The following is a 21,869-nucleotide window of genomic DNA, read 5'->3' as shown; positions in this document are numbered from 1 at the left end:
TGCTGGCCATCACGGCTGCGCCTGGTTCAACGCATACGGCCCCTCACGCAACTCACGGCGCACGTAATCAATACACACCCGCACCTTGGCCGACTGGTCGGTGCGGGCCACGGTTACCGCCCACACATCCGCCGGCTGGCTCCATTTCGACAGCACCCGCACCAGGCGGCCGTCGCCCAGTTGCTGCTGCACATTCCAGTCCGCCATCATCACGATGCCGTGCCCGGCCAGGCACCAGCGCAACGCCACCTCGCTGTCATTGGACGCCAGGCTGCCCGTCACGTTGACCGTTTCCCAGCGGTCGGGCCCCTTGAGCTTCCACGTGCCGAACGGCTCGTCGCGGTCGCGGAACACCATGCAGTCATGGTTGGCGAGGTCTGTAGGCGTGCGCGGCCGGCCGTGCCGTTCCAGGTACGCGGGGCTGGCGCACAGGATGCGCGGGGTGCTGGCGATGTGATGGGGGATCAGCCCCGGTTCTTCCACCTCGCCTACGCGAATGTCGATGTCGAAGCCTTCCTCGATCAGGTCCACCCGCCGGTCCATCAGTTCCAGCCACACCCGCAGGCCCGGGTGGGCCTGCTGCAGCGCGCTAATGATCGGTGCGATATGCCGCCGGCCCAGGCGCTGGCTGGAACTGACCCGCAGCGCCCCCGTGGGTTCGGCCCGCGCGCCGGCCAGTTGTTCTTCCAGTGCGCGCGCCTGCTCCAGCAGCGCCTGGGCGTACTGGTACACGGTGGTGCCGGCTTCCGAGATTTTCACCTTGCGGGTGGTGCGGTGCAGCAGTTTCACCCCCAGCGCCGTCTCCAGCTGCTTGATGCGCTTGCTCACCGACGCCTGGGTAACGCCGCTGGCCTGGGCGGCACCGAGGAAACTGGCGTGGCGCACCACCAGGCAGAACAGCTGCAGGTCGCGCAGGGGGACGTCGTTGAGCACCGTGAAGGTCCTTGTCGGCGGGTGAGGGTGGTCATCATAACGCAGCGCACTTGCGGGGAATTGGCGCAGGGGGTGGAATTAACACAAAGTCCACAATGGAATAAATGCAACGCATTGATTTGTATGGTTAATGACGATTTTTAGCGCTGTGTGGGCGCGCCTGTGGGCAGCGTGCAGTGGGCTGATTGGCAGGCGGCGATTTGACCGCCCGCCAGGCGGGTTTCACCATTCGCCGCACACGACATTGGCCCGCTACAAAGGACGCACAGATGAAATTCGGATGGTGTGGCACCCTCGACAAAGCCCTCGACATGGCCGCCGCCGGCCTGGACTACATCGAGGTGCAACTGGTGCCGTTGAACCTTGAAGATGACGCCGCGTTTGCCGCGGCCAAACAGCGCATCCGCGACCTGCCCCTGCCGGCGCTGGCCTCCAGCTACCTGTTCCCGCGCGACTTCAGGATAGTCGGCCCGCAGCGCGACGAGCCGCGCAACCGCCGCTACTTCGAGCGTGTAGTGCAGCTGCTGGCGCTGGCCGGCACGCGCATCGTGGTGCTGGGCAGCGGCTGGACCCGCGACATCCCGCCCGGCTGGAGCCGCGCCCAGGCCGAAGACCAGTTCGCCCACACCCTGGGCTGGTGCGCCGACCTGCTGCAAGGCGGCCCCACCACGCTGGTGATAGAGCCGCTGAACCGCAGCGAATCGAACCTCATCAACAGCGTGGGTGAGGGCGTGCAACTGGCGCGGCGCGTGAACCGCAACGAAGTACGCGGCCTGGCCGACTTCTACCACATGGACCAGGAGCGCGAGCCCCTGGCCGAGGTCGGCGCCTACCCCGGCTGGCTGAGCCACGTGCACTTGGCCGACACCGGTCGCCGCAACCCCGGTACCGGCCAGTACGACTACGACAGCTTCTTCCGCCACCTGCAGGCGGGTGGCTACCAGGGCCTGCTGAGCAGCGAATGCAGCCTGCCCGAAGGCGCCGACCCGGTGCAGGCCATGCACGAAAGCGTCACCTTCCTGCGCCAAAAATGGCAAACAGCCCCACCGCTGGCGCAGCCTTAGGCGGCTGCTACAGCTTGTGGGAGCTGGCTTGCCAGCGAGCTGTTGGGGCCATAAAAGCTCGCTGGCAAGCCAGCTCCCACAAGACAGTCGTTGTTACGGGGGGGCGACACAACCCTTAACACTCCTTTGATTGCCACTGCCTGGGTGCAGCCGTACCCTGCGCACCATCTTCGAACCATCGAAGACCAGGTTTGACGACCTGCACCAAGAAACCTGCAGCACCATACCGCTTGTTTCAGGCATCGACGCCTGAGATAAGTGTTATGGCAGCTGCGTGTGGGAGGCCTTCGGGCCTGCCGGTCTTGGCCGGTTCGTCAACCTGCACGCAGCTGCCACCCAAAACTCAACAACAAGGCCGACGGCCAATGGGCCAGGCATCTGCTGGTGAGCGAAAGCGGCGCGCTGCCGGCAACGTCGGCCATGTGCACGCAGGCAGGCGAGGTGAAGGTGTTGTATTGGCAGGATGAGGCGTGGGTGCAGTTGAAGGACATGCCCGCGGTGCTGACCCGCAGCCGCCCGGCGAAGGCGCAGTGGTGGCGGGCGTTCCTGAAGCAGCAACTGTCTGTTGGGCACCTGTAGGAGCGGGCTGTGCCCGCGAAGCAGACGCTGCAGTATTTCAGGCCCTGCGCGGTAAGGCCTTCGCGGCCACAGGCCGCTCCTACAGCGGGCCAGGTTGACCTGAACGTTTGCCTGAAACCACGATGATGTAGCAGCTGCCGAAGGCTGCGTCCGGCGGCGGGCCTGCTGAACCAAATTGGCCAGGCCGCAGCCTTCGGCAGCTGCTACGGGTGGGCCTCCATCACCGTGGTGCCAAGCCGTCGAACAGCATCTGTGTCATCTGCCGCACTCGCGCCTGGTGCGCGGCAAGGTTCGGTGGGTCTTCCTGCACCAGCCGCATGAACTGCATCGAGCTGTAGTCGTTGAGGAAGTACGCCACGAAATCCACGTCGATGGCCTGGCTCAACAACTGGCGCGCCTGCAGGTCGCGCAGCAGCCGCGCTATCTCTTCCACCAGCCGCGCGTTCAGCGGCAGCACGGTCGCAGGCTTGGGCCCCACCAGCCCCAGTGGCAGCAGCTCGCGCCAGATGCTGGGCGGCAGCACCTGCAATTCGTGTTGCACGATCAGCGCTTCCAGGTGGCACATGGCGTCCACGGCGTTCTCGAACGCCGGCATCGACAGCTGCGCATCGGTGACGGCGCGCAGGTCGGCCTGTTCCACCACTGCCAGCAGAATGTCCTGCTTGCTGCCGAAGTAATTGAACACCGTGGGTATCGATACCCCGGTGCGGTCGGCTATCTGCTCGACCGTGGTGGCGGCGAAACCCTGGTCGTCGAACAAGGCCAGCGCCGCTTCCAGGATGGCCTCCCGGCGCTGCTGTTTCTGCCTTTCACGCAATCCGCTCATGCCGTCTCCCGCCCCCCGAAGGTTTAAGTGCTTGATTCTAATCGAAGGATTAGTCGAGGCAAACATTTTATTTGACTAAAACGTTTTATCGCAATAAAACTATTCCCATCACGACAGAGGGAAGCGTTCATGACCACCGATTTTCACCAGGCCTTGCGCAGCGCCTACGCTGCCACCGACGCCGAGCCGCACCCGGCGTTGATGCAGGGCTTCCCGCCGCAGCCAGCGGCGCGCGTTACCTGGCGCAACTTCATGCAGCCGCCGTATAACCGCTGGGCGTTCTTGAACCTGGGCCGTATTCGCCCCAGCATCAGCGTCACCCGGGGGCAGGCGCCGGCGCAGCCACTGCCGCAAGGCGAGCCGCAGCTTGAAGCGTTCCAGTTCCAAAGCGCCTCCGGGGCGAGCGTTGGGTTGCAGGAACACCTGCAGGCCAGTTGCACCGACGGCTGGCTGGTGATGAAGGCGGGCGCGGTGGTGCAGGAGCAATACTTCAACGGCCACGCGCCGATGAAGCGGCACATCATGTTCTCGGTGACCAAGTCGCTGATCGGCCTGCTGGCCCAGGACCTGGTGCGCCAGGGTGTGCTCGACGAGCACAAGCTGGCGGCGGCCTACGTGCCGGAGCTGGCGGGCAGCGCCTTCGGCGACGCCACGGTGCGGCAGCTGCTGGACATGGCGGTGGCCATCGATTACGAAGAGGTCTACGACGACCCGCGCTCGGGCAGCTCGCAGTTCGGCTACGCCTGCGGCCTGACGCTGCCGCCCGCCGACGTGCAGGCAGCTTACCAATCGCTGTACGAATACCTGCCCGCCACCCGCAAGAAGGGCGAGCACGGTGGCTTCTTCCACTACGTCACCGCCACCACCGAGGCCCTGGCCTGGGTGATGGAGCGCGCCAGCGGCGTCAGCTGCGCGCAACAGTTGAGCACGGTGTGGCAGGGCCTGGGCTGTGACCGCGACGGTTTTTTCATCGCCGACCCCTGGGGCCGCAACGTCGCCGGCGCCGGCTTCAACGCCACCCTGCGCGACATGGCCCGCTTCGGCGCCATGCTGCTGGCCGGCGGCCAGGGCCTGCTGCCGCGGCAGGTGATCGACAACGTGCTGGCCGGCGGCGACCCGGCGGTGTACGCCGCCAACCCGGCGTTCGCGCAGTGGAGCCCCGGTGCCACCTACCGCAGCCAGTGGTACGTGTACCCCGGCGAGGCGCTGCTGGCGGTGGGCATCCATGGCCAGTACCTTTACGTGGATTTCAGCCGCCAGGTGGTCATCGTCAAGCAGTCCTCGCTGCCGGTGGCCGAGAGCGTGCTGGACGTCGACACCCTGCGCCTGATCCGGGCGCTGGCAACCGCGCTTCAACCCTGACCTTTGCTGGAGTCTTTCGATGAAACGCTTGTTATCCGCAAGCCTGGCCGGGCTGTTGTGCGCGGTGGCGGGGCTGGGCGCCCGGGCCGAACCCATCGGCGGCCAGTTGCACATCTACAACTGGATCGAGTACCTGCCCAAGGACGTGCTTGAAGACTTCAAGCAGCGCACCGGCATCGAGGTGATCTACGACATCTTCGACAGCCCGCAAACCCTGGAAGCGCGGCTGCTGACCGGCAACTCCGGCTACGACGTGGCGTTCCCCAGCAGCAGCCAGCTGCCGACGCTGATCAACTCGGGGGCGGTGTTGCCGCTGGCCCGCCAGCAACTGCCGAACTGGCAGCAGCTGGACCCGGTGCTGATGCACCAGCGCGAAGGCCTGGACCCGGGCAACCGCTTTGCCGTGCCGTACCTGTGGGGCAGCACGCTGCTGGGCTACAACAAGGCCAAGGTCGAGGCGGTGCTGGGCAAGGGCGTGGACATGCGCGACTACGACCTGCTGTTCAAGCCTGAGAACATCGCCAAGCTCAGCCAGTGCGGGGTGGCCATCCTCGACAGCCCCAGCGAGGTGTTCCCCATCGCCCTCCATTACCTGGGCCTGAACCCCAGCAGCACAAACCCTGCGGACTACGACAAGGCCACCGCGCTGTTGCAGTCGATACGCCCGTACGTGCGCTACTTCAACTCGGCCAAGTACCCGCAAGACCTCGCCAACGGCGATATCTGCGTGGCGCTGGGCTGGTCGGGCGGCATGCTGGCGGCGCGCAACATGGCCAAGGCGGCGCACAACGGCAATGACATCGGCCTGGCCTTGCCACGGCAGGGCACGCTGATGTGGTCCGACGACATGGTCATTCCCAAGGGCGCAAAGAACCTGGTGCAAGCCCATGCCTTCATGGACTTTCTGCTGCAGCCGGCGGTGATCGCCCGCGTCAGCAACGAGATCGGCTACCCCAACCCCAACCCGGCCAGCACGCCGCTGATAGACCCGGCGTTGCGCGCCGAGGAAAACCTGTTCGTGCCGGACAAGGACCGCGGGCTGCTGTTCCAGATAGAGCCGCCGTCGTTGAAGGTGCAGCGCCTGATCACGCGCTTTTGGAACCGCATCCGCTCGGACGTCTGACCGCGTTCACCCGCTAACCAGCAAGGCCGGCTTCCTGAGCACGGCCCGGGAACCGCTGCACCCGCAACATTCACACACCAAAAACAAAACAGCTGTCGCTTGAACTTTTCTGCCATTTCAAACAAAACAACGGAGCAGAAGTACATGAACAAGTGGGTATTCGTGGCCGTGGGGCTCGCCAGTGCGAGCGTCACGTTGCCAAGCCAGGCCTTTGACCTGACACCGGAGGTGATGCTCAACGTCGACGCCACCGCCGCCAGTGACTACCGGGTGGGCGGCTTCTCGCTGACCCAGGGCAACCCGGCGCTGTTGACCGCGGCCACCCTGGTGCACAAGCCCAGCGGGCTGTTCGCCGGGGTGTTCACCACCAACGTCGATTTCGGCACGGCCACGCGCCGGGAGTTCGACTACTACGCCGGCATTGCCCGGCCCCTGAGCCAGAACACGCGCTTTTCCCTGGCCTACGTGGCCTACGACTACCCCAAGGACAGCTGGGTGAACTTCAACGAATGGATCGGCACGTTCGGCGTCTACGGCGCCACGCTGGGCTTCAAGTATTCCAGCAACCTGCAGAACCCGCCGGCACGCCAGGCCCTGGCCGCGCAGCTGGCGCCCTATGGCGTGGTGATCAAGCCGCGCGACAACGACCGCTTCATCACCTGGGTCGAGTACAACGTGCCGCTGCCTTACCAGACCCTGCTCAACCTGCGCTACGGCTACACCGACACCCACGATGACCAGGCGTACCAGGCCGGCGACGGCTCGTTCCGCAGCACCTACCGCGACTGGGGCGTGTCATTGAGCAAGCCGTTCCTGGGCCTGCTGTGGAAGGCGGCCTACATCGATACCGACCTGTCCAGGGCCGAATGTTATTCGGCGTTCGGCAGCGCCGGCGATTGTTCCGCCACGGTAGTGGCGTCCGTGACCAAATCTTTCTAAGCCGTTTTTCATTGTGCAGGTCGAGGCCTTCAATGTTCGCGAAAAAATTCAATCACATCACCTGTGCGCTGGCCCTGTCGCTGCTGGCAAGCGTGGCCGTGCAGGCCGCCGAACCCGGCGCCCAGGAGGGGCCGGCGCGCAGCTGGCAACCGTTCTGGGGCAAGCGCGTGACCGGCTACCTGGCCGCCGCCGACGGCACCCAGTTGCGCTATTCGGTGCTGCTGCCCAAGGGCGAAGGGCGCTTCCCGGTGGTGGTGCGCTACAGCGGCTATGACTCGGGCAGCATCGGCGGCCCGGCGTACCTGCAAGACAACGAAACCTTCTCGGTGGCCACCGACAAGCAATTGGTGGAGCAGGGCTACGCGGTGATGGGCGTGCAGGCCCGTGGCACCGGTTGCAGCCAGGGCACCTTCGACTTCCTGGGCCCGGCCTATGGCCTGGACGGCCGCGACGCGGTGGAGTTCGCCGCCGCGCAACCCTGGTCGAATGGCGATATCGGCATGTTCGGCTGGTCGTGGTCGGGCATGTCGCAGTTGATGACGGCCGCAGCCCAGCCACCGCACCTGAAGGCCATCGCCCCCGGCATGGTGATTGGCGATGCGCGCAGCGACAGCTGGGCGCCGGGCGGGGTGCCGAACCAGGCGTTCACTACCTCGTGGCATTGGTTCGTGGACATGCGCTGGGACGCCGTGAAGGCCAGCGCCAGGGCGGAAAACGATGAGCGCTGCCTGGCCCAGGTCACCCAGAACCAGGCCAGGGTGGTCAGTACCTCGCTGATGTACAACCTGCTGCGCCACCCGCTGCGCGACGCCTGGGCCAACCAGCGCAGCCCGCGCGAGCAGGCCGGGCGCATCAAGGTGCCGGTGCTGTCCATGCACAGCTGGCAGGACGAGGCGGTGCTGGCCCGCGAAGGTTATTACCAGGAGCGCCTGGACCCCAAACAGCTGTGGCTGGTGGAGTCCAGCGGCGGCCACAACCTGTATGAGTCCGAGCGTTTTCGGCAGAAGCTGATCGCCTTCCTCGACCACTTCGTCAAAGGCAAGGCCAACGGCTTCGAGCACAGCCCCCGGGTGGAAGTGTGGCAGGAAACCGTGGCCGACAAGCGCGACGGCGGCCGCCATGAACCCAATGAAACCGCGCGGCCAGGCTGGACCATCGAGCGCGGTCATTTCCCCCTGGCGGTGCAGCCGGTGACCTTCGCCCTGGGCGAGCACGGCAGCCTGGTGGAGAACGGGCAGGGCGGCGGCGCGCCCGACAGCTACAACTACCCCATCCCCGGCCCGGAGGTGAACACCTACCTCAACGACAACGCCTGGGGCGCGCAGCACCCGGTGTGGAAGCAGGGCAGCCTGGCCTACACCAGTGCGCCACTGCAGCGTGACCTGCTGACCTACGGCACCGCCAGCGCCGACCTGTGGTTGACCACCTTCCTGGCGCCGGACACCGACCTGCAGGTGACCGTCACCGAGGTGCGCCCCGACGGCCAGGAGGTGTTCGTGCAGCGCGGCTGGCTGCGCATGTCGCTGCGCAAGCTGGATGAGGCGCGTTCCACCGCGCTGCGCCCCTGGTTGCTGGACGACCCGGACGGCATCCAGCCGATGCTGCCCAACGTGCCCGCCCTGGGCCGGGTGGAAATACCGCCGTTCTCGCACCCGTTCCGCAAGGGCTCGCGCCTGCGCCTGTGGGTGGACACGCCGTCCGGCACCGGCGGCTATGGCTTCGATTACTTCTCCATTCCCAGCCGCAACAGCGTGCTGCACGACGCCGCGCACCCGTCGCGCCTGGTGCTGGGCGAACTCCCTGGGGTAGCGGTGCCAGCGGCCAGGCCGGCCTGTGGCGCGCTGCTCAAACAACCTTGCCGTCCCGACCCTTTGAACTGAGGAAACACCATGCTTAGCACTTTCAAGACCCTGACCGGTATCGCCTTCGCGGCTGTCCTGGCTGCGCCAGCCATGGCCGCTGAACTCAAGGAGCGCATCCCCGACCGCCTGACCCACGAGCTGGTGATGCAGATCGACGTCCAGCTGGGCCCGCAGGAAGACATGGGCAAGGGCGCGGATGGCGCGCGCATCAACTACCCGATCATCGGCGGCACCTTCACCGGCAAGGGCATGAAGGGCACCGTGGTGCCCGGCGGCGCCGACATGTCGGTAACCCGCGACGACGGCGTTACCCACATCAACGCCCTGTACCGGCTGAAGACCGACGACGGCCAGGTGATCATCATCAACAACGCCGGCATCTGGCGCCTCAACGAGTCGGGGCTGGCGAAGAAGGCCAAGGGCCTTGCGATCAAGGACATGCAGGAAAGCGACTTCTACTGCCGCACCGTGCCGTCGTTCAAGACTTCGCCGGGTGCTCATGCGTGGCTGAACGACTACATCTTTACCGGCACCATTGATGGCATCAGCGAGCATGAGGTGCTGATCAGCGTGTACCGCGTGGGCGGCCAGTAACGTCCCGGACGCGGCCTGCGGCCGCTGCTACAGGGAATGTCTGAATACAACGCCGTTTTTTGCCCCCTGTAGCAGCGGCCGCAGGCCGCGTCCAGGCACTACGAAGCCACCCCCGCCAACGCCTGCGCGCAGCACGCCTGCAGAATCTCGTCCGCCAGCGCCGAATCGTCCGGGCACGCCCTGGACAGCAGAAGGGCGCCCACCAGATGCGCCATCTCATTGATGCGCCTGGCCCGCGCAGCATCATCTTCCGCCTTCTCCAGCGAGCGCTCGATCGCTTGCCCAAACACCGCCTTCACCTCCGCCGGCTGGCGCGACGCATCGGCCGACAGCGCGGCAATGGTGCAGCCATCGCCGGGCCCGTCACGGTGCTCGCGCGACAGATACTGTTTGATCAACGCCGCGCGCTCGGCCGTGCCGGTGCGCGCCTCGGCCTGGGCAAAACCGCAGGCCGCGGCCTCGGTCATCAGGTCGGCCTTGGAGCGGAAATGCTTGTAGAAGCCGCCATGGGTAAAGCCTGCAGCGCCCATCAGATCAGCCACGCTGACGCCGTCGTAGCCGCGTTCGCGGAACAGGGTGGCGGCGGTTGCGACGATGTGCGCGCGGTTGGCCTGCGCCTGGGCCTTGGTGACCTTCATGTTCGTGCCTGCACAAATGGGGGGGTGACTGCCCGTCAGTATACATTGATGTTGGTTGACATTAAAACACTTGACGGTTTAGATTTCAGTCATCATCATAAATTCAACGCTAACCCAGCATGTCCATCCCAGGAGCAGGACCTCATGAGCAAGCTTCCAGCTGTTTTGATTACCGGTGCGTCCAGCGGAATCGGCGCCACCTACGCACAACGTTTCGCCAGCCGCGGCCACGACCTGGTCCTGGTGGCCCGCAACAAGGAGCGCCTGGATGCCCTGGCGGCCCACTTGCGTGACGAAAGCGGCGTGAACATTGAGGTGGTGCAGGCCGACCTGACCCAGGCCCAAGACCTGGCGCGCGTGGAACAACGTCTGGCTGAAGACGCCACCATTGGCGTGCTGATCAACAACGCCGGCGCCGGGCAGTCGGGTGGTTTCACCCAGCAATCCGCCGCCGCCATCGACAGCCTGCTGGCCCTCAACGTGACAGCGGTCACCCGCCTGGCAGCCGCCATCGCCCCGCGCCTGGCGCAGGCGGGCGAGGGCAGCATCGTCAACATCGGCTCGGTGGTGGGGCTGGCCCCGGAACTGAACATGACCGTCTACGGCGCCACCAAGGCCTTCGTGCTGTTCCTGTCCCAGGGCCTGCACCTGGAGCTGGGGCCCAAGGGCGTGTATGTGCAGGCGGTGCTGCCCGCCGCTACCCGCACCGAAATCTGGCAGCATTCGGGCATCGACATCACTACCTTGCCCGAGGTGATGGAAGTCGAGGACCTGGTGGACGCCGCACTGGTGGGCTACGACCGCCGCGAACTGGTCAGCATTCCGCCGCTGCACGTAGCCGAGCGCTGGGATGCACTGGATGGCGCGCGGCGGTTGCTGCTGGGTGACTTGCGCCAGGCGCAGCCGGCCGAGCGTTATCGGGTAGCGGGGTAGGGTCCCCGGTTCAGTCAATGCTCACGGCGGTATCGTGGTCGTAAGGAGGCGCTGTGCCGGCTTCACTCAACATGTATTGCCGGCACTGTTCGAAGACCCGTCGGGCAAGCGCGGCATCGTGTGCCCATAGCAGCTTGTAGGCGCGCAAGCAGCTGCAATGCGGCAGGTTGGGTTCGGTCATTTTGGCAATGAGCTGCAGGTCCGAGGCGCTGGCGGTGCCTTGGGCCTGCGCCAGTAGGGCGGGGCCGAACACGGCCAGCATGCGCGCGCGGTCGCGGTGCAGTTGTTCGCGATCATTGAGCCCGAAGAAGTCGATGATGATCTGCCCGCGCAAGCGTCCGGGGCCATCGGCCTGGGCTGGAACTGCAACGGTGGCAATGAACGTGATCAGTGTTTCCGGGTCTTCGGTCTCGGTGCCGATGGGATAGCACAGGTACGGCGCTTCCGCCGAGAGCTCGACTGTCGTTGTATTGACCGCGCCACGCGGGCCTGCGACGGGGAAATAGTTGAGTTTGAACGTGGTGTTGCACACCTTGCAGGACGCGGCATAGTTGAGCGGGTCGTAGGCAAGCCAGAAGTAGAACGTGTTCATCACAGACACGGCGCCCGGCGGTACCGCCACCGTCCGGCAGCTGGAAGAGCATGTGTACGGCAGAAGCATGGAGCAACTGCTGTTGTCCTCCTACTTCGGCATGCAGACCACGCGCCCGGAGTCCTTCCAGGAAGACGGCGAACAACTGTTCCGCAAGGCTGCCGAGGGCGACGCGAACGCCGCACTGGATTTCCTGGCCCAGCTTACCCAAGCCAATCCCCCAGAAAGCACCCGCAGCTCGCCTATCCAGTAGCGATGGGAGACGCAGCACCGGCAGGTGGTGGCGTGTGCAACCCTGGACACCGCGCGGTCAGGGTTGCCGTCCACGGAAGTTTCCCGGTCGATCGCCGCCAGGCAGTTGTTGTGGGCCGATTATCAGCAGCGCAAATTTTCGCGTAACCGCAGCAATCTGCGCGAAGACAGTTGTGGTTACGGGAATTTTGGGTCAGCGCTTGTGCGCCTCCATATACCGCCGCAGCAGCTGATTGATGCGGGTCTGGTAACCACTGCCCTGATCCTTGAACCACTCGAGCACATCGACGTCGAGACGTATTGTGACGGCTTGTTTGGGCGGTACGCGCAGCTCTGCATTTTTGAAAAAAGCATCGTCCAGCTCCGGGATGTCTGATGTGTCGATTTGCTCATCGGTTTGGGCTGCGAGCCGCTGCCAATCAGTTTTTGATGCTTTGGACATAGCGTTTTGCCTCTTGCCGGGTGGCCCGGCGTGCCGAAATGATTCGAATGATCCCTTGGCGTCGCTCGGTATGAACCACCACGCTGATAAATGTTCGTAGCGCCCCCATGCTGATCCAGCGCTCCTCCAGGTAGCCGAAACGGTCGTCACGCATCGTCAAAAGTGGATGGCTGAATAATTCCGCGACATCGTTGAAATCTATACCGTGTTTTTGCAGGTTGACTTGGTTCTTTTCTTCGTCCCACTCAAATTCCATGAGTAGAACTGTCGTTACGATTGTACATACAGTATCCTCTTTTTGCAGAGGCGGATACCCATCCGCCTGCCAGAATCAGGCGGACGTTATTGCCCCGGGAGTAGTGGGGCAAGTGTAAAAACCGTGGAAACGACAGTTTCAGATGGCTCTTACATCGTTGTCCGCCTTGGTCCTACCCACATCGGCGTTAACTACACGTAGCAGCGGCACGAGGCCGCTTCACAGCCCCTGGCGTGGGTCCCGGAAATGAGCGTGGCTCAAAGGTTCGTTGAGCTACGCTCAGTAATCCGCTGATGGCCACCTCGGTAAACTCGCCGATGCATTCCTTCACCCAGGCCAGGAGCCCTTCATGCACATTAGCCGCGCCAACCTGGCCGATTTCGTCTATTTCCTGGCCATTGCCCGCCACCAGAGCTTCAGCCGCGCGGGCCTGGAGGTGGGTATCAGTGCCTCGGCGCTCAGCCATGCGATGAAAGGCCTGGAGGCGCGGTTGGGCGTGCGCCTGCTGAACCGCACCACGCGCAGCGTGACCCTGACTGCGGCCGGTGAGGAATTGCACGGCATGATCGACGGCCCCATAGAAACCATCGGCCAGGCCATGGAGACGCTCAACCGCTTTCGTGACGAGCCGGCGGGGCGCATTCGCCTGAATGTCCTCAGCGATGGCGCCGACCTGCTGTTGGGCCCGGTACTGCCGGTGTTCAACGACCGTTACCCGCAGGTGGAGGTCGACCTGACCGTGACCAACCGCATGGTTGACGTGATCGGCGGTGGCCACGACGCCGGCATCCGCTACGGCGGCACGGTGCCCGAGGACATGATCGCCCAGCGGCTGTCGCCGGACATTCGCTGGGTGGTGGTGGGCTCGCCCAACTACTTGCGGCGTTTCGGCGTGCCGCTGCACCCGGCGGACCTGGCGGCGCACCGCTGTTTGCGCATCCGCCTGGGCAACGACCGCATGTACGAATGGGAATTCGAACGCGGCAGCGAGCAGTTGGCGGTGGCGGTACCCGGCGCCGTTACCATCGACGAGACGCGCGTGGGCGTCGCCCTGGCCCGGCATGGTGCGGGGCTCATGTACGTGCCCGAACCGGTGGTGGCGCCGTGGGTGCAGGCCGGGGAACTGGTGCGGGTGCTGGATGACTGGGCCAGCGTTGCGCCGGGCTTTCATCTGTATTATTCCAGCCGACGGCAGTTGCCAGTGGGGCTGCGGCTGTTGATCGAATTGATTCGCGAGTTGCAGCCGTTGGGCGCGGTGTGAGCGATGCAGGCAACGCGGTTTCTGTAGCAGCGGCGGGGCGGCAGGCCGCGTTCAGGGCGCCGCGCTTTTCCAGGCCCACCGCGGTGTGCCCGGACGCCGCCTTCGGCAGCTGCTACAGGGCGCGCGCAATTCGCTGATCGCGTCGTCTGCATCGCGGCCAAGGCCGGCTCCTACCACGAACGGTGTAGGAGCCGCCTTTAGTCGCGACGCAGGCAACGCGGTTTCAAGACAGTTGCTGCTACAACCCCTGTAGCAGCGGCCGCAAGGCCGCGTCCAAGGCGCCGCGCAGGTAGCGATTGAAGCTGATGCAACGCGGCACCTTTTTCGTGGGCAGAGCCCACGTCCACAAGACCGTTACTGTTATCGGGCCCGCAGCTTCGCGTGCGCCGGGTGCCTTGGTCCTGGTCTGCTAACCCGCGTACAGCCGCCACCCATATTGCCAACACCGTAAGCCAAACGCGCCGCGCATCCTTCAGCCTGGCGGCAGCGGCTACGCGAAGATGCGCCCAGCACTCTGCGCAACGCCCCAATGGCACATTGATGAGTAACACTCATCAGATCATCCCATTTCCCCCCGGTACTCAGGTCTTTTCCTGTTGCGTAGTGTGAGCCGCATTTACGGCATCCCTCGCCAGCTGGCGGGATGCCGCCGCGCCACATTGATCACACTCCAACAAAGGCAACTTCCATGATTCTCGAATTTGAAAACCAGGTGGCCCTGGTCACCGGCGCCGCTTCCGGCATAGGCCTGGCCACCGCCAAGGCGTTCGCCGCGGCAGGCGCCGCCGTGGCCCTGGTGGACATGAACGGCGAGGCCGCGCGCGCCGAGGCCGAGCAGCTCAACGCCGCAGGCCTCAAGGCCATCGCCATCCAGTGCGACGTAGCGGACATCGCCCAGGTAGAGGCGATGGTCAAACAGACCGTGGCCGAACTGGGCCGCCTGGACGCCGCGTTCAACAACGCCGGCATCCAGAACCTGCTCGCCGAAACCGCCGACGCCAGCGTCGAGGACTACGACCGGGTGATGTCGGTGAATCTGCGCGGCGTGTGGGCCTGCATGAAGTTCCAGCTGCAGCACATGCGCGCGCAGGGCAGTGGCAGCATCGTCAACTGCTCTTCCCTGGGCGGCCTGGTGGGCGGTGCCGAGCGCGCCAACTACCACGCGGCCAAGCACGGCGTGCTCGGCCTGACCAAGAGCGCGGCGCTGGAATACGCGGCGCGCAACATTCGCGTGAACGCCGTGTGCCCAGGCCTGATCTGGACGCCCATGGCCGACCAGATGGTGGCGAGCGGGCAGGGCGAAGCCCTGGAAGGCATGGTCAAGAGCATCCCCATGGCCCGCCACGGCCGCCCCGAAGAGATCGCCGACGCGGTGCTGTGGCTCAGCAGCCGCCGCGCCAGTTACGTCACCGGCCAGTCCATCTCGGTGGACGGCGGCTTCATCATGCGTTGATTGAGAGGTAGCGAACATGAACCAGCAGCATACCGATTGCCAGCCATCGCTGGACGACCTCGAAAGCGTGTCACCTGCGCTGCGCCATTTCACCTCGACCCTGGTGCAGGGCACCCTGTGGAGCAACCCCGACCTGAACCCGCGCGACCGCAGCCTGGTCACCCTGGCCGCCGCCATCGCCCGCAACCATGCAGTGCAACTGCAGCCGGCGCTTGAACAGGCCTTGCAGCATGGCGTGAAGCCTGCGGAGATATCCGAGGTCATCACCCACCTGGCGTTCTACTCAGGCTGGGGCAACGCCATGGCGGCTGTCCTGCCGGCCAAGGCGCTGTTCGCCCGGTACGGCGTGGCCGCGGCCGAGCTGCCACCGGTGGCCTGCAAGCCGCTGCCGCTTGACGAAGCCGCCGAGCGCCAGCGCGCCACTGCCGTCAACGCCAACTTCGGCGAGGTAGCCCCAGGCGTGGTCAAGTACACCACCGACTGCCTGTTCCTCGACCTGTGGCTGCGCCCGGCCCTGGCGCCGCGCGACCGCAGCCTGGTGACGGTGGCGGCGCTGGTGTGCGCCGGGCAGGTGGCCCAGGTGACCTACCACCTCAACCGCGCCATGGACAACGGCCTGACCCAGGCCCAGGCGGGCGAGCTGCTGACCCAACTGGCGTTCCATGCCGGCTGGCCGAATGTATTTTCGGCCATGCCGGTGTTCAAGGATGTGTTCGCCAGCCGCCACTGATACCGCAGGAGTACATCATGAGAGCACTGACGTTACTGACCACGATGATGACCTGCACGGCGGCCCTGGCCGCTGAAAACTCCGACGAGCAGCGCATGAGCATCGTCAGGAACGGCGAGCAGCCTGCGATCATGGGCGCGCCGGGCAATTTCGTCGGCAACGCGCGCATCGACCCGCTGTTTGCGGCGCGCGCGCCTTCCACGGTGTCGGCGGGGGCGGTGACGTTCCAGCCGGGTGCTCGCTCGGCCTGGCACACCCACCCAATGGGGCAGACCCTGGTGGTAACCGCCGGCACTGGCTGGATTCAACAGGAGGGCGGGCTGAAACAGGTGATCAAGCCCGGCGACGTGATCTGGACGCCGCCCGGCGTGAAGCATTGGCACGGCGCCACGGCGACTACCGGCATGACCCACATCGCGGTCCAGGAGGCCCAGGGCGGCAAGAGCGTGGAGTGGCTGGAACCGGTGACGGACGCGCAATACGAGGCCTCGCGATGAAGCGCTTGAAGGTGGCCGTCACCACCCTTTCGTTGCTGCTGGCGGCCTGTGCCGTTCACCACAACCCCCAAGGCCCCAGCCTGGACGATGTACGCGCCGTATCGCCGGCGCTCGCGCACAACACCCAGGCGCTGCTGCTGGGCGAGGTGTGGCGGCGCCCCGGCCTGTCGCCCCGCGACCGCAGCCTGGTCACCGTGGCGGTGGTGATTGCGCGCAACCAGCCGGCGGAGCTGGCCTTCCAATTGAACCTGGCGCTGGATAACGGCGTAACGCCCGCCGAGCTGTCTGAGACCATCAATCACTTGGCGTTCTACAGCGGGTGGGGCACCGCCACGGCGGCGATTCCGGTCGCCCGGCAGGTGTTTGCCAGCCGCGCGATCACCGTCGCGCAACTGCCGCCGGTGTCGCCGCCGCTGCTGGCGCTGGACCAGGCGTCCGAACAGGTGCGCTCGGCCTATGTCGACAAGCTGGCAGGGCCGGTGTCGCCCGGCCTTGTGCAATACACAAGTTCGGCGCTGTTCCATGACCTGTGGTTGCGGCCTGGCCTCGCGCCCCGGGACCGCAGCCTGGTCACCGTCAGCGCGCTGATTGCCAACGGCCAGATGGGGCAACTGGCTGCGCACCTGAACCGTGCCATGGACAACGGCCTGACCCAGCCGCAGGCCGCGGAGATGCTCACGCAGTTGGCGTTCTACGCCGGGTGGCCGAACGTGTTCACGGCAGTACCTGTGGTCAACGGCGTGTTCGCCAGCCGTCAGCCGGCCCCCGGCAACTCATGAAGGCTGCTCATGACTGCATCCCGTTGTCCCACCTTAATCATGACCAGCTGTTTGGTTAGCATGCTATCAAACGCGTCACGGCCTCCGTGGCACATCGCTTCACCGCTTGAGGAAGTCCCTTCATGAATTACCGCTACCTGGGCCGCAGCGCCCTGAAAGTCTCGCCCCTGTGCCTGGGCGCCATGATGTTCGGCGGCGAAACCGACGAACCCACTTCACGGCGCATCATCGACAAGGCCGCTGCCGGCGGCATCAACTTCATCGACACCGCCGACGCGTATCACGCTGGCCGCTCCGAGGAAATCATCGGCCGGGCCATCGCCGACCAGCGCGACCGCTGGGTGCTGGCCACCAAGTTCGGCTACCCGTCGTCCGCCACCGCCGGGCCCAACGAGCAGGGCCAGTCGCGCAAGTGGATCATGCAGAACGTGGAAGGCGCGCTGAAGCGCATGGGCACTGACTTCATCGATATCCTGTACTTCCACCGCACCCTCACCGATGCGCCGATGGAAGAGGGCCTGCGCGCGGTGGACGACCTGATTCGCCAAGGCAAGGTCCGCTACTACGGGGTGTCCAACTTCCACGCCTGGCGCATCGCCGAGATGGTGCGCATTGCCGATTCGCTGGGTATCCAGCGGCCTACCGTGAGCCAGCCGGTGTACAACATCGTCACCCGCGGCGCCGAGGTCGAGCAGCTGCCGGTGGCCGGCAACTACGGCATCGGCGTGGTGCCGTACAGCCCGCTGGCCCGTGGTGTGTTGAGCGGCAAGTACGGGGTGGATACGCCGCCTGCCGCCGACTCCCGCGCGGGCCGGGGCGACAAGCGTATCCAGCAGACTGAATGGCGCCCGGAGTCGTTGCGCGTGGCCCAGGCCATCGCCGAGCACGCGGCGGCGCGGGGCACTACCTCGGTGGCGTTCGCGATTGCCTGGGTGCTGAAGAATCAACTGGTCAGCGCCGCCATTGCCGGGCCGCGGACCGAGGCGCATTGGGATAGTTATATGCAGGCACTGGCGCTTGAACTGGGGCCGGACGACGAGAAGCTGGTGGACAGCCTGGTGGTGCCGGGGCATGCCTCGACCCACGGCTTTACCGACCCTAATTACCCGGTGGAAGGCCGATGGCTGAAGTGATCTGACTGCCGTGGTTTATTAACGCGCCCTGTTGGTCAGGGCGTTTTATTGGGTGTTGGAGAAAGAGTCGATATTGATGTTTCAGTGAAAATTTATTGTTGGTTGAGGGGGTTGTGTTTGTCGTTTTTTAATAGTGAGTCCGCTGATCGGGAATGTCTTCAAGTTTGAGTTGGTAGTGGAGAATTCGCAACGGTGCAGCTATTGATAATGAAGGGTTAGTTGCTGTTTATCTCTTCTTTAATCAGAGGGCTTGCCATGAGCAGTGTTCGCTCGGTGTTGATGTTGACCTGTTTTTCGTTGAGCGCCGCCTGCAGCTCACCAGACATCAGCTACCGGCCACTTCGCGAGCCGCCAGGCGACGACGAACATGCCCCCAAGACCACTTCTGCCGTAGACCCGGCTGCCGGCGAATACGTGTTTGCGCTGCGCCGCTCTTCCATACTGTTTCCGGCACCCGCGGCTAAAAAAACCGATGAAACAGTGGCGGGGACGTTTAAGATTGTTTGCCCGGCGCCAGCCGGCAAAGCCAATTCGGAACCGTCCTGGAAAAGTTGCTTGTGGGGAACAGCACCTGTCGTCGTGCCGCAACCCAGCCCTCCGGATTTATATGTAATGCGGCCCATAGGTGGCATCAGCTTGCAGACGGCCTACAGTGATGCTGACCCCTTGTTATTGACGTCGGTCAGTGTCAATTATAAAAACCCCACCACTGAAGGCATTAGCCGAGTGGGCGGTGAAGCGGCGACTGGGTTCGCCTTGGCCGGTGTGCCAGGGGCTATTACTGTTACATTGGTCTCGGAAGTTATTAATCATGTCCAGAAGACCTATAACCTCGTCACGCCGGCTTGGAACCTCGACGTCGACCTGCGGCCCCTACCCGATCAAGGCATGACTCGCTTGAATCAATTGAAAACGAGGTTGCGAGCCAGCAAGAGCCTCGTTTGTTCGGATGATTCGGACCTGCCTTCGAAAGACGTGGCTGCGAGCCTGCAGCTGCCTGCAGACACCCAGCAATCCATGCTCTTGCCGGTGGAGCTGAAGCGCAGCCTGCCCGTGGCCTCGAACTGCTGGCGGCAATTCCCTCGTGGAGATGAGCCCTTCACCAACAAGGGCTGGTTCTACCGGACCGTTGACCCGGCAAACCCGGGTGGCGGAGCGGGTGATTTCCCGCCCTTGTACAACGCCGTGACCGACCGCGGGCATTTGCCGGCGGCGTTCAGGTTACCAGCGCAGCTCAATGACAAACCCGCGGTGTTCGCCGTGTCAGCCTGCCACTCCGTAGTACTGCAAGTGGCATGGTGGGAGGACCTGGCGGGCCAGGCCGATACACCGCTGCCTGCCACCGAAAAATTGGCCTGGGCCAAAAACTACTCCCTTGCCGTGGCTGACCCGAGCGTGCTGCAAACGCTGACAATCGACAAGTCAGCCCGCAAGATTTCGTTGTTGGCGTGCGGCGCCTACGCCGTCCAGGGGGTGTCCACCACAACCGATGACAGCGCCGCCAATGCATTTTTCAAACAGGCAAAAACTGTGCGTGATGCCCAGAAGGCGTGGGACAAGGACCATCAATAACCCTGGGTGATGCCGGTTGATGTTTGTTCGCCGGGCCCATGACGCGGCCATTCCGGCCGCTCATGTAGCAGCGGCCGCAGGCCGCGTCCCCAGGCGCGCCGCGGTCAGAGAATAAACCGCGCCACCTTGCCGTTCAGGTCGCTGGCATGTTCCTGCAGCGAGCGCGACTGTTTCTCGGCGTCCAGCGAGCCTTCCACAAGGTCCTCGCCCAGCGTCTTGATGGTCACCACGTTGCGGGTGATTTCCTCGGTCACCGAAGACTGCTCCTCGGCGGCAGAGGCGATCTGCTGGGACATGCCGGAGATTTCGCTGGCCGCTGCGGTGATCTCCTCAAGCGAGGCATAGGCCTGCTGGGCATCGGCGACGCTGCGTTCGGCCAGGCCGGTGCTGTTGGCCATGCGTTCCACGGCATCGTGGGTGATGCGCTGGATGTTGCTGACCGTGGCCTGGATCGACTTGGTCGACTCCTGGGTGCGCTGGGACAGCATGCGCACCTCGTCGGCCACCACCGCGAAGCCACGGCCATGCTCGCCGGCACGAGCGGCTTCGATGGCGGCGTTCAGCGCCAGCAGGTTGGTCTGCTCGGCCACGCTCTGGATGCTGGTGAGCACACTGGTGATGGACTGCGAGTACTCGCTCAACTCGTTGACCACCTGGGTGGCGGCGCTGATTTCGCTGGACAGGTCGACGATCGATCCTTGGGTCTTGCGCACCAGTTCCAGGCCTTTCAGGCTGCTGACCGACGACTGCTGCGCCGACACGGCGGTGCGCTCGGCGTTGCCGGCGATTTCCTGGGTAGCGGAAGCCATCTCGGTGACGGCGGTGGCCACCAGGCTCAGCTCCTGCTGCAGGCGCTCCAGGCTCTGGGCCGCGTCGCTGCTGCGGTTGAGCACGCTGGTGGACTCCTGGCCGATTTCCACGGCCTGGTGGCGCACATGGCCGATCAGGGTGTGCAGGCTGCCGACGAACTGGTTGAAATGCCGGCCCAGGTCGCCCACCTCGTCATCGGACTGTTGGGCGATGCGCTGGGTCAGGTCGCCGTCGCCGCTCGCGATCACCTGCAGGCCACGGGACATGGCGCCCAGCGGGCGCAGCAGCCAGACGCACAGGGCGTTGACCACCAGCAACGACAGCACCAGGATCACCACCAGGGTGCCCAGGGCCACCCACAGGCTGCGGTGCAGCGGCGCCAGCAGCACGTCGTTATCCAGCACCAGCACCAGTTTTTCATGCTGGTGTTCGATGGGCATCACGTACAGGCGCTGGCCCTTGTCGTCGAGGAGGAATTTGGCGCCATCGCTGGCGGCCAGCGATTGCAAGGTGCCGCTGTTGAGCGCTGGGTAGAGGCTGTCCACCGGCTTGTCGAGGGCGTTTTTATCGTTGTGACCGAGGATGATGCCGTCGTGGTCAACGAAGAACGCCGAGCCATTGCCCGGCAGTTTGATCTGTTTCAGCTGGCCCAGAATCTCGCTCATGCTGACGTCGGCGCCCAGCACCCCCAGGGTGCTGCCGTTGCGCGCCAGCACCTTGCCCAGCGACAGCACGTAGCTTTGCGTGGCGGCGGCCACCGACGGCGTCGAGAAGTACACCTCGTTCGGCGCCAGCAGGGCCTGCTGGTACCACTTCCACCTGCGCGGGTCATTGTTGTCAGGTGGCAGAGTGGCGCCGTTGGCGTTGATCTGGCTGCCGTCGGGGCGGGCCAGGAACACGTTGTCGAAGCCGCCGGAAACCTTGGCCTGCTGCAGCTGCGCCAGCAGCGTGTCATCGCTGGCGCCGGCCACCACCGAGGCCATGGCCATCTGCTTGCTGGTCAGCCAGTAATTGACGTTGGCGGCGAACACCTTGCCGGTGTTGCTCACCTGTTGGGCGATGCCGGTTTCAATGTTGTCGCGGCTTTCCACGTAGTGCAGCGCGGTCAGGCTGCAGCCAACCAGCAGCAGCGCGACGCTGGCCGACAGGGCCAGCTTTTTACCTAGGGTCAACTTCATAGAGCACCTTGCTTGGCAGTGCGAACGTGAACGCGAAACGCATTCAGGGGTTCGTTAGGAA

The 21,869-nt window shown here is 64.7% G+C and carries 23 protein-coding genes; 16 read left to right on the top strand and 7 right to left on the bottom strand.

All coding sequences use genetic code 11. The features are described from left to right. Nucleotides 1–9: 9 nt before the first annotated feature. Nucleotides 10–933, bottom strand: a complete 924-nt coding sequence (locus tag AC0SZ7_RS12725; protein ID WP_475504738.1) for a LysR family transcriptional regulator — start codon at nt 931–933, stop codon at nt 10–12. 269 nt (nt 934–1,202) lie between these two features. On the opposite strand from AC0SZ7_RS12725, the gene AC0SZ7_RS12720 reads away from it, so the two are divergent. Both AC0SZ7_RS12720 and AC0SZ7_RS12715 read left to right on the top strand, forming a co-directional pair. Continuing rightward, nucleotides 1,203–1,997, top strand: coding sequence for a sugar phosphate isomerase/epimerase family protein (locus tag AC0SZ7_RS12720; RefSeq protein ID WP_475504737.1), 795 nt, complete (start codon nt 1,203–1,205; stop codon nt 1,995–1,997). A 384-nt stretch (nt 1,998–2,381) separates the two neighbouring features. Continuing rightward, the gene (locus AC0SZ7_RS12715; RefSeq protein WP_475504736.1) at nt 2,382–2,576 is read left to right on the top strand and encodes a hypothetical protein; all 195 of its coding nucleotides are present in this window, start codon (nt 2,382–2,384) and stop codon (nt 2,574–2,576) included. Between the two features lie 220 nt (nt 2,577–2,796). Here AC0SZ7_RS12715 and AC0SZ7_RS12710 read toward each other — a convergent pair whose 3' ends face one another. Then, complete coding sequence (locus tag AC0SZ7_RS12710; protein ID WP_475504735.1) at nt 2,797–3,402, bottom strand: TetR/AcrR family transcriptional regulator; 606 nt, start codon at nt 3,400–3,402, stop codon at nt 2,797–2,799. A 129-nt stretch (nt 3,403–3,531) separates the two neighbouring features. Between AC0SZ7_RS12710 and AC0SZ7_RS12705 the strand changes: the two genes are divergently transcribed. The 5 genes from AC0SZ7_RS12705 to AC0SZ7_RS12685 all read left to right on the top strand — a co-directional run bounded on the left by AC0SZ7_RS12705 (nt 3,532) and on the right by AC0SZ7_RS12685 (nt 9,282). Beyond that, complete coding sequence (locus AC0SZ7_RS12705) at nt 3,532–4,764, top strand: serine hydrolase domain-containing protein (protein ID WP_475504734.1); 1,233 nt, start codon at nt 3,532–3,534, stop codon at nt 4,762–4,764. 19 nt (nt 4,765–4,783) lie between these two features. Then, nucleotides 4,784–5,887 (top strand): polyamine ABC transporter substrate-binding protein, encoded by a 1,104-nt coding sequence (locus AC0SZ7_RS12700; protein WP_475504733.1) that lies wholly within the window; start codon nt 4,784–4,786, stop codon nt 5,885–5,887. A gap of 144 nt (nt 5,888–6,031) precedes the next feature. Continuing rightward, nucleotides 6,032–6,826 (top strand): TorF family putative porin, encoded by a 795-nt coding sequence (locus AC0SZ7_RS12695; RefSeq protein ID WP_475504732.1) that lies wholly within the window; start codon nt 6,032–6,034, stop codon nt 6,824–6,826. Nucleotides 6,827–6,858: 32 nt separating this feature from the next. Further along, on the top strand, nt 6,859–8,706 hold the full coding sequence (locus AC0SZ7_RS12690) for a CocE/NonD family hydrolase (RefSeq protein WP_475504731.1): 1,848 nt from the start codon (nt 6,859–6,861) through the stop codon (nt 8,704–8,706). 9 nt (nt 8,707–8,715) lie between these two features. Next, on the top strand, nt 8,716–9,282 hold the full coding sequence (locus tag AC0SZ7_RS12685) for a DUF3237 domain-containing protein (protein WP_475504730.1): 567 nt from the start codon (nt 8,716–8,718) through the stop codon (nt 9,280–9,282). Between the two features lie 98 nt (nt 9,283–9,380). On the opposite strand, the gene AC0SZ7_RS12680 is transcribed toward AC0SZ7_RS12685, so the two are convergent. Continuing rightward, nucleotides 9,381–9,920 carry a TetR/AcrR family transcriptional regulator gene (locus AC0SZ7_RS12680; protein WP_475504729.1) on the bottom strand — a complete coding sequence of 180 codons (540 nt, stop codon included), beginning with the start codon at nt 9,918–9,920 and terminating at the stop codon, nt 9,381–9,383. A gap of 144 nt (nt 9,921–10,064) precedes the next feature. On the opposite strand from AC0SZ7_RS12680, the gene AC0SZ7_RS12675 reads away from it, so the two are divergent. Beyond that, the gene (locus AC0SZ7_RS12675) at nt 10,065–10,853 is read left to right on the top strand and encodes an SDR family NAD(P)-dependent oxidoreductase (RefSeq protein ID WP_475504728.1); all 789 of its coding nucleotides are present in this window, start codon (nt 10,065–10,067) and stop codon (nt 10,851–10,853) included. Between the two features lie 10 nt (nt 10,854–10,863). On the opposite strand, the gene AC0SZ7_RS12670 is transcribed toward AC0SZ7_RS12675, so the two are convergent. Beyond that, complete coding sequence (locus AC0SZ7_RS12670) at nt 10,864–11,445, bottom strand: hypothetical protein (protein ID WP_475504727.1); 582 nt, start codon at nt 11,443–11,445, stop codon at nt 10,864–10,866. On the opposite strand from AC0SZ7_RS12670, the gene AC0SZ7_RS12665 reads away from it, so the two are divergent. Further along, nucleotides 11,438–11,698, top strand: a complete 261-nt coding sequence (locus AC0SZ7_RS12665) for a hypothetical protein (protein WP_475504726.1) — start codon at nt 11,438–11,440, stop codon at nt 11,696–11,698. The genes AC0SZ7_RS12670 and AC0SZ7_RS12665 overlap by 8 nt on opposite strands. Nucleotides 11,699–11,890: 192 nt before the next feature. Here the strand turns inward: AC0SZ7_RS12665 and AC0SZ7_RS12660 are convergent, their stop codons facing one another. Together AC0SZ7_RS12660 and AC0SZ7_RS12655 are read right to left on the bottom strand one after the other, a co-directional pair. After that, nucleotides 11,891–12,139: a BrnA antitoxin family protein gene (locus AC0SZ7_RS12660; RefSeq protein WP_475504725.1), complete on the bottom strand. Its 249-nt coding sequence runs from the start codon at nt 12,137–12,139 to the stop codon at nt 11,891–11,893. Beyond that, nucleotides 12,117–12,395 carry a BrnT family toxin gene (locus tag AC0SZ7_RS12655; protein WP_475504724.1) on the bottom strand — a complete coding sequence of 93 codons (279 nt, stop codon included), beginning with the start codon at nt 12,393–12,395 and terminating at the stop codon, nt 12,117–12,119. The genes AC0SZ7_RS12660 and AC0SZ7_RS12655 overlap by 23 nt, the downstream gene beginning before the upstream one ends. A 349-nt stretch (nt 12,396–12,744) precedes the next feature. On the opposite strand from AC0SZ7_RS12655, the gene AC0SZ7_RS12650 reads away from it, so the two are divergent. The 7 genes from AC0SZ7_RS12650 to AC0SZ7_RS12620 all read left to right on the top strand — a co-directional run bounded on the left by AC0SZ7_RS12650 (nt 12,745) and on the right by AC0SZ7_RS12620 (nt 19,820). Then, nucleotides 12,745–13,656 carry a LysR family transcriptional regulator gene (locus AC0SZ7_RS12650; RefSeq protein ID WP_475504723.1) on the top strand — a complete coding sequence of 304 codons (912 nt, stop codon included), beginning with the start codon at nt 12,745–12,747 and terminating at the stop codon, nt 13,654–13,656. A gap of 688 nt (nt 13,657–14,344) precedes the next feature. Continuing rightward, nucleotides 14,345–15,109 carry an SDR family NAD(P)-dependent oxidoreductase gene (locus tag AC0SZ7_RS12645; protein WP_475504722.1) on the top strand — a complete coding sequence of 255 codons (765 nt, stop codon included), beginning with the start codon at nt 14,345–14,347 and terminating at the stop codon, nt 15,107–15,109. A 16-nt stretch (nt 15,110–15,125) separates the two neighbouring features. Then, nucleotides 15,126–15,839 (top strand): carboxymuconolactone decarboxylase family protein, encoded by a 714-nt coding sequence (locus tag AC0SZ7_RS12640; RefSeq protein ID WP_475504721.1) that lies wholly within the window; start codon nt 15,126–15,128, stop codon nt 15,837–15,839. Between the two features lie 17 nt (nt 15,840–15,856). Beyond that, complete coding sequence (locus tag AC0SZ7_RS12635) at nt 15,857–16,336, top strand: (R)-mandelonitrile lyase (protein ID WP_475504720.1); 480 nt, start codon at nt 15,857–15,859, stop codon at nt 16,334–16,336. Further along, the gene (locus AC0SZ7_RS12630) at nt 16,333–17,115 is read left to right on the top strand and encodes a carboxymuconolactone decarboxylase family protein (RefSeq protein WP_475504719.1); all 783 of its coding nucleotides are present in this window, start codon (nt 16,333–16,335) and stop codon (nt 17,113–17,115) included. The genes AC0SZ7_RS12635 and AC0SZ7_RS12630 overlap by 4 nt, the downstream gene beginning before the upstream one ends. A 122-nt stretch (nt 17,116–17,237) precedes the next feature. Then, nucleotides 17,238–18,248, top strand: a complete 1,011-nt coding sequence (locus AC0SZ7_RS12625; RefSeq protein ID WP_475504718.1) for an aldo/keto reductase — start codon at nt 17,238–17,240, stop codon at nt 18,246–18,248. Between the two features lie 219 nt (nt 18,249–18,467). Then, nucleotides 18,468–19,820, top strand: a complete 1,353-nt coding sequence (locus AC0SZ7_RS12620; protein WP_475504717.1) for a hypothetical protein — start codon at nt 18,468–18,470, stop codon at nt 19,818–19,820. Nucleotides 19,821–19,924: 104 nt separating this feature from the next. On the opposite strand, the gene AC0SZ7_RS12615 is transcribed toward AC0SZ7_RS12620, so the two are convergent. Continuing rightward, the gene (locus AC0SZ7_RS12615) at nt 19,925–21,808 is read right to left on the bottom strand and encodes a methyl-accepting chemotaxis protein (RefSeq protein ID WP_475504716.1); all 1,884 of its coding nucleotides are present in this window, start codon (nt 21,806–21,808) and stop codon (nt 19,925–19,927) included. Between the last annotated feature and the right edge of the window lie 61 nt (nt 21,809–21,869).

It is taken from the genome of Pseudomonas sp. JC1203, from assembly GCF_056175065.1.
The sequence above is the reverse complement of the archived record's forward strand: the minus strand, read 5'-3'. Positions and strand labels throughout refer to the sequence as shown.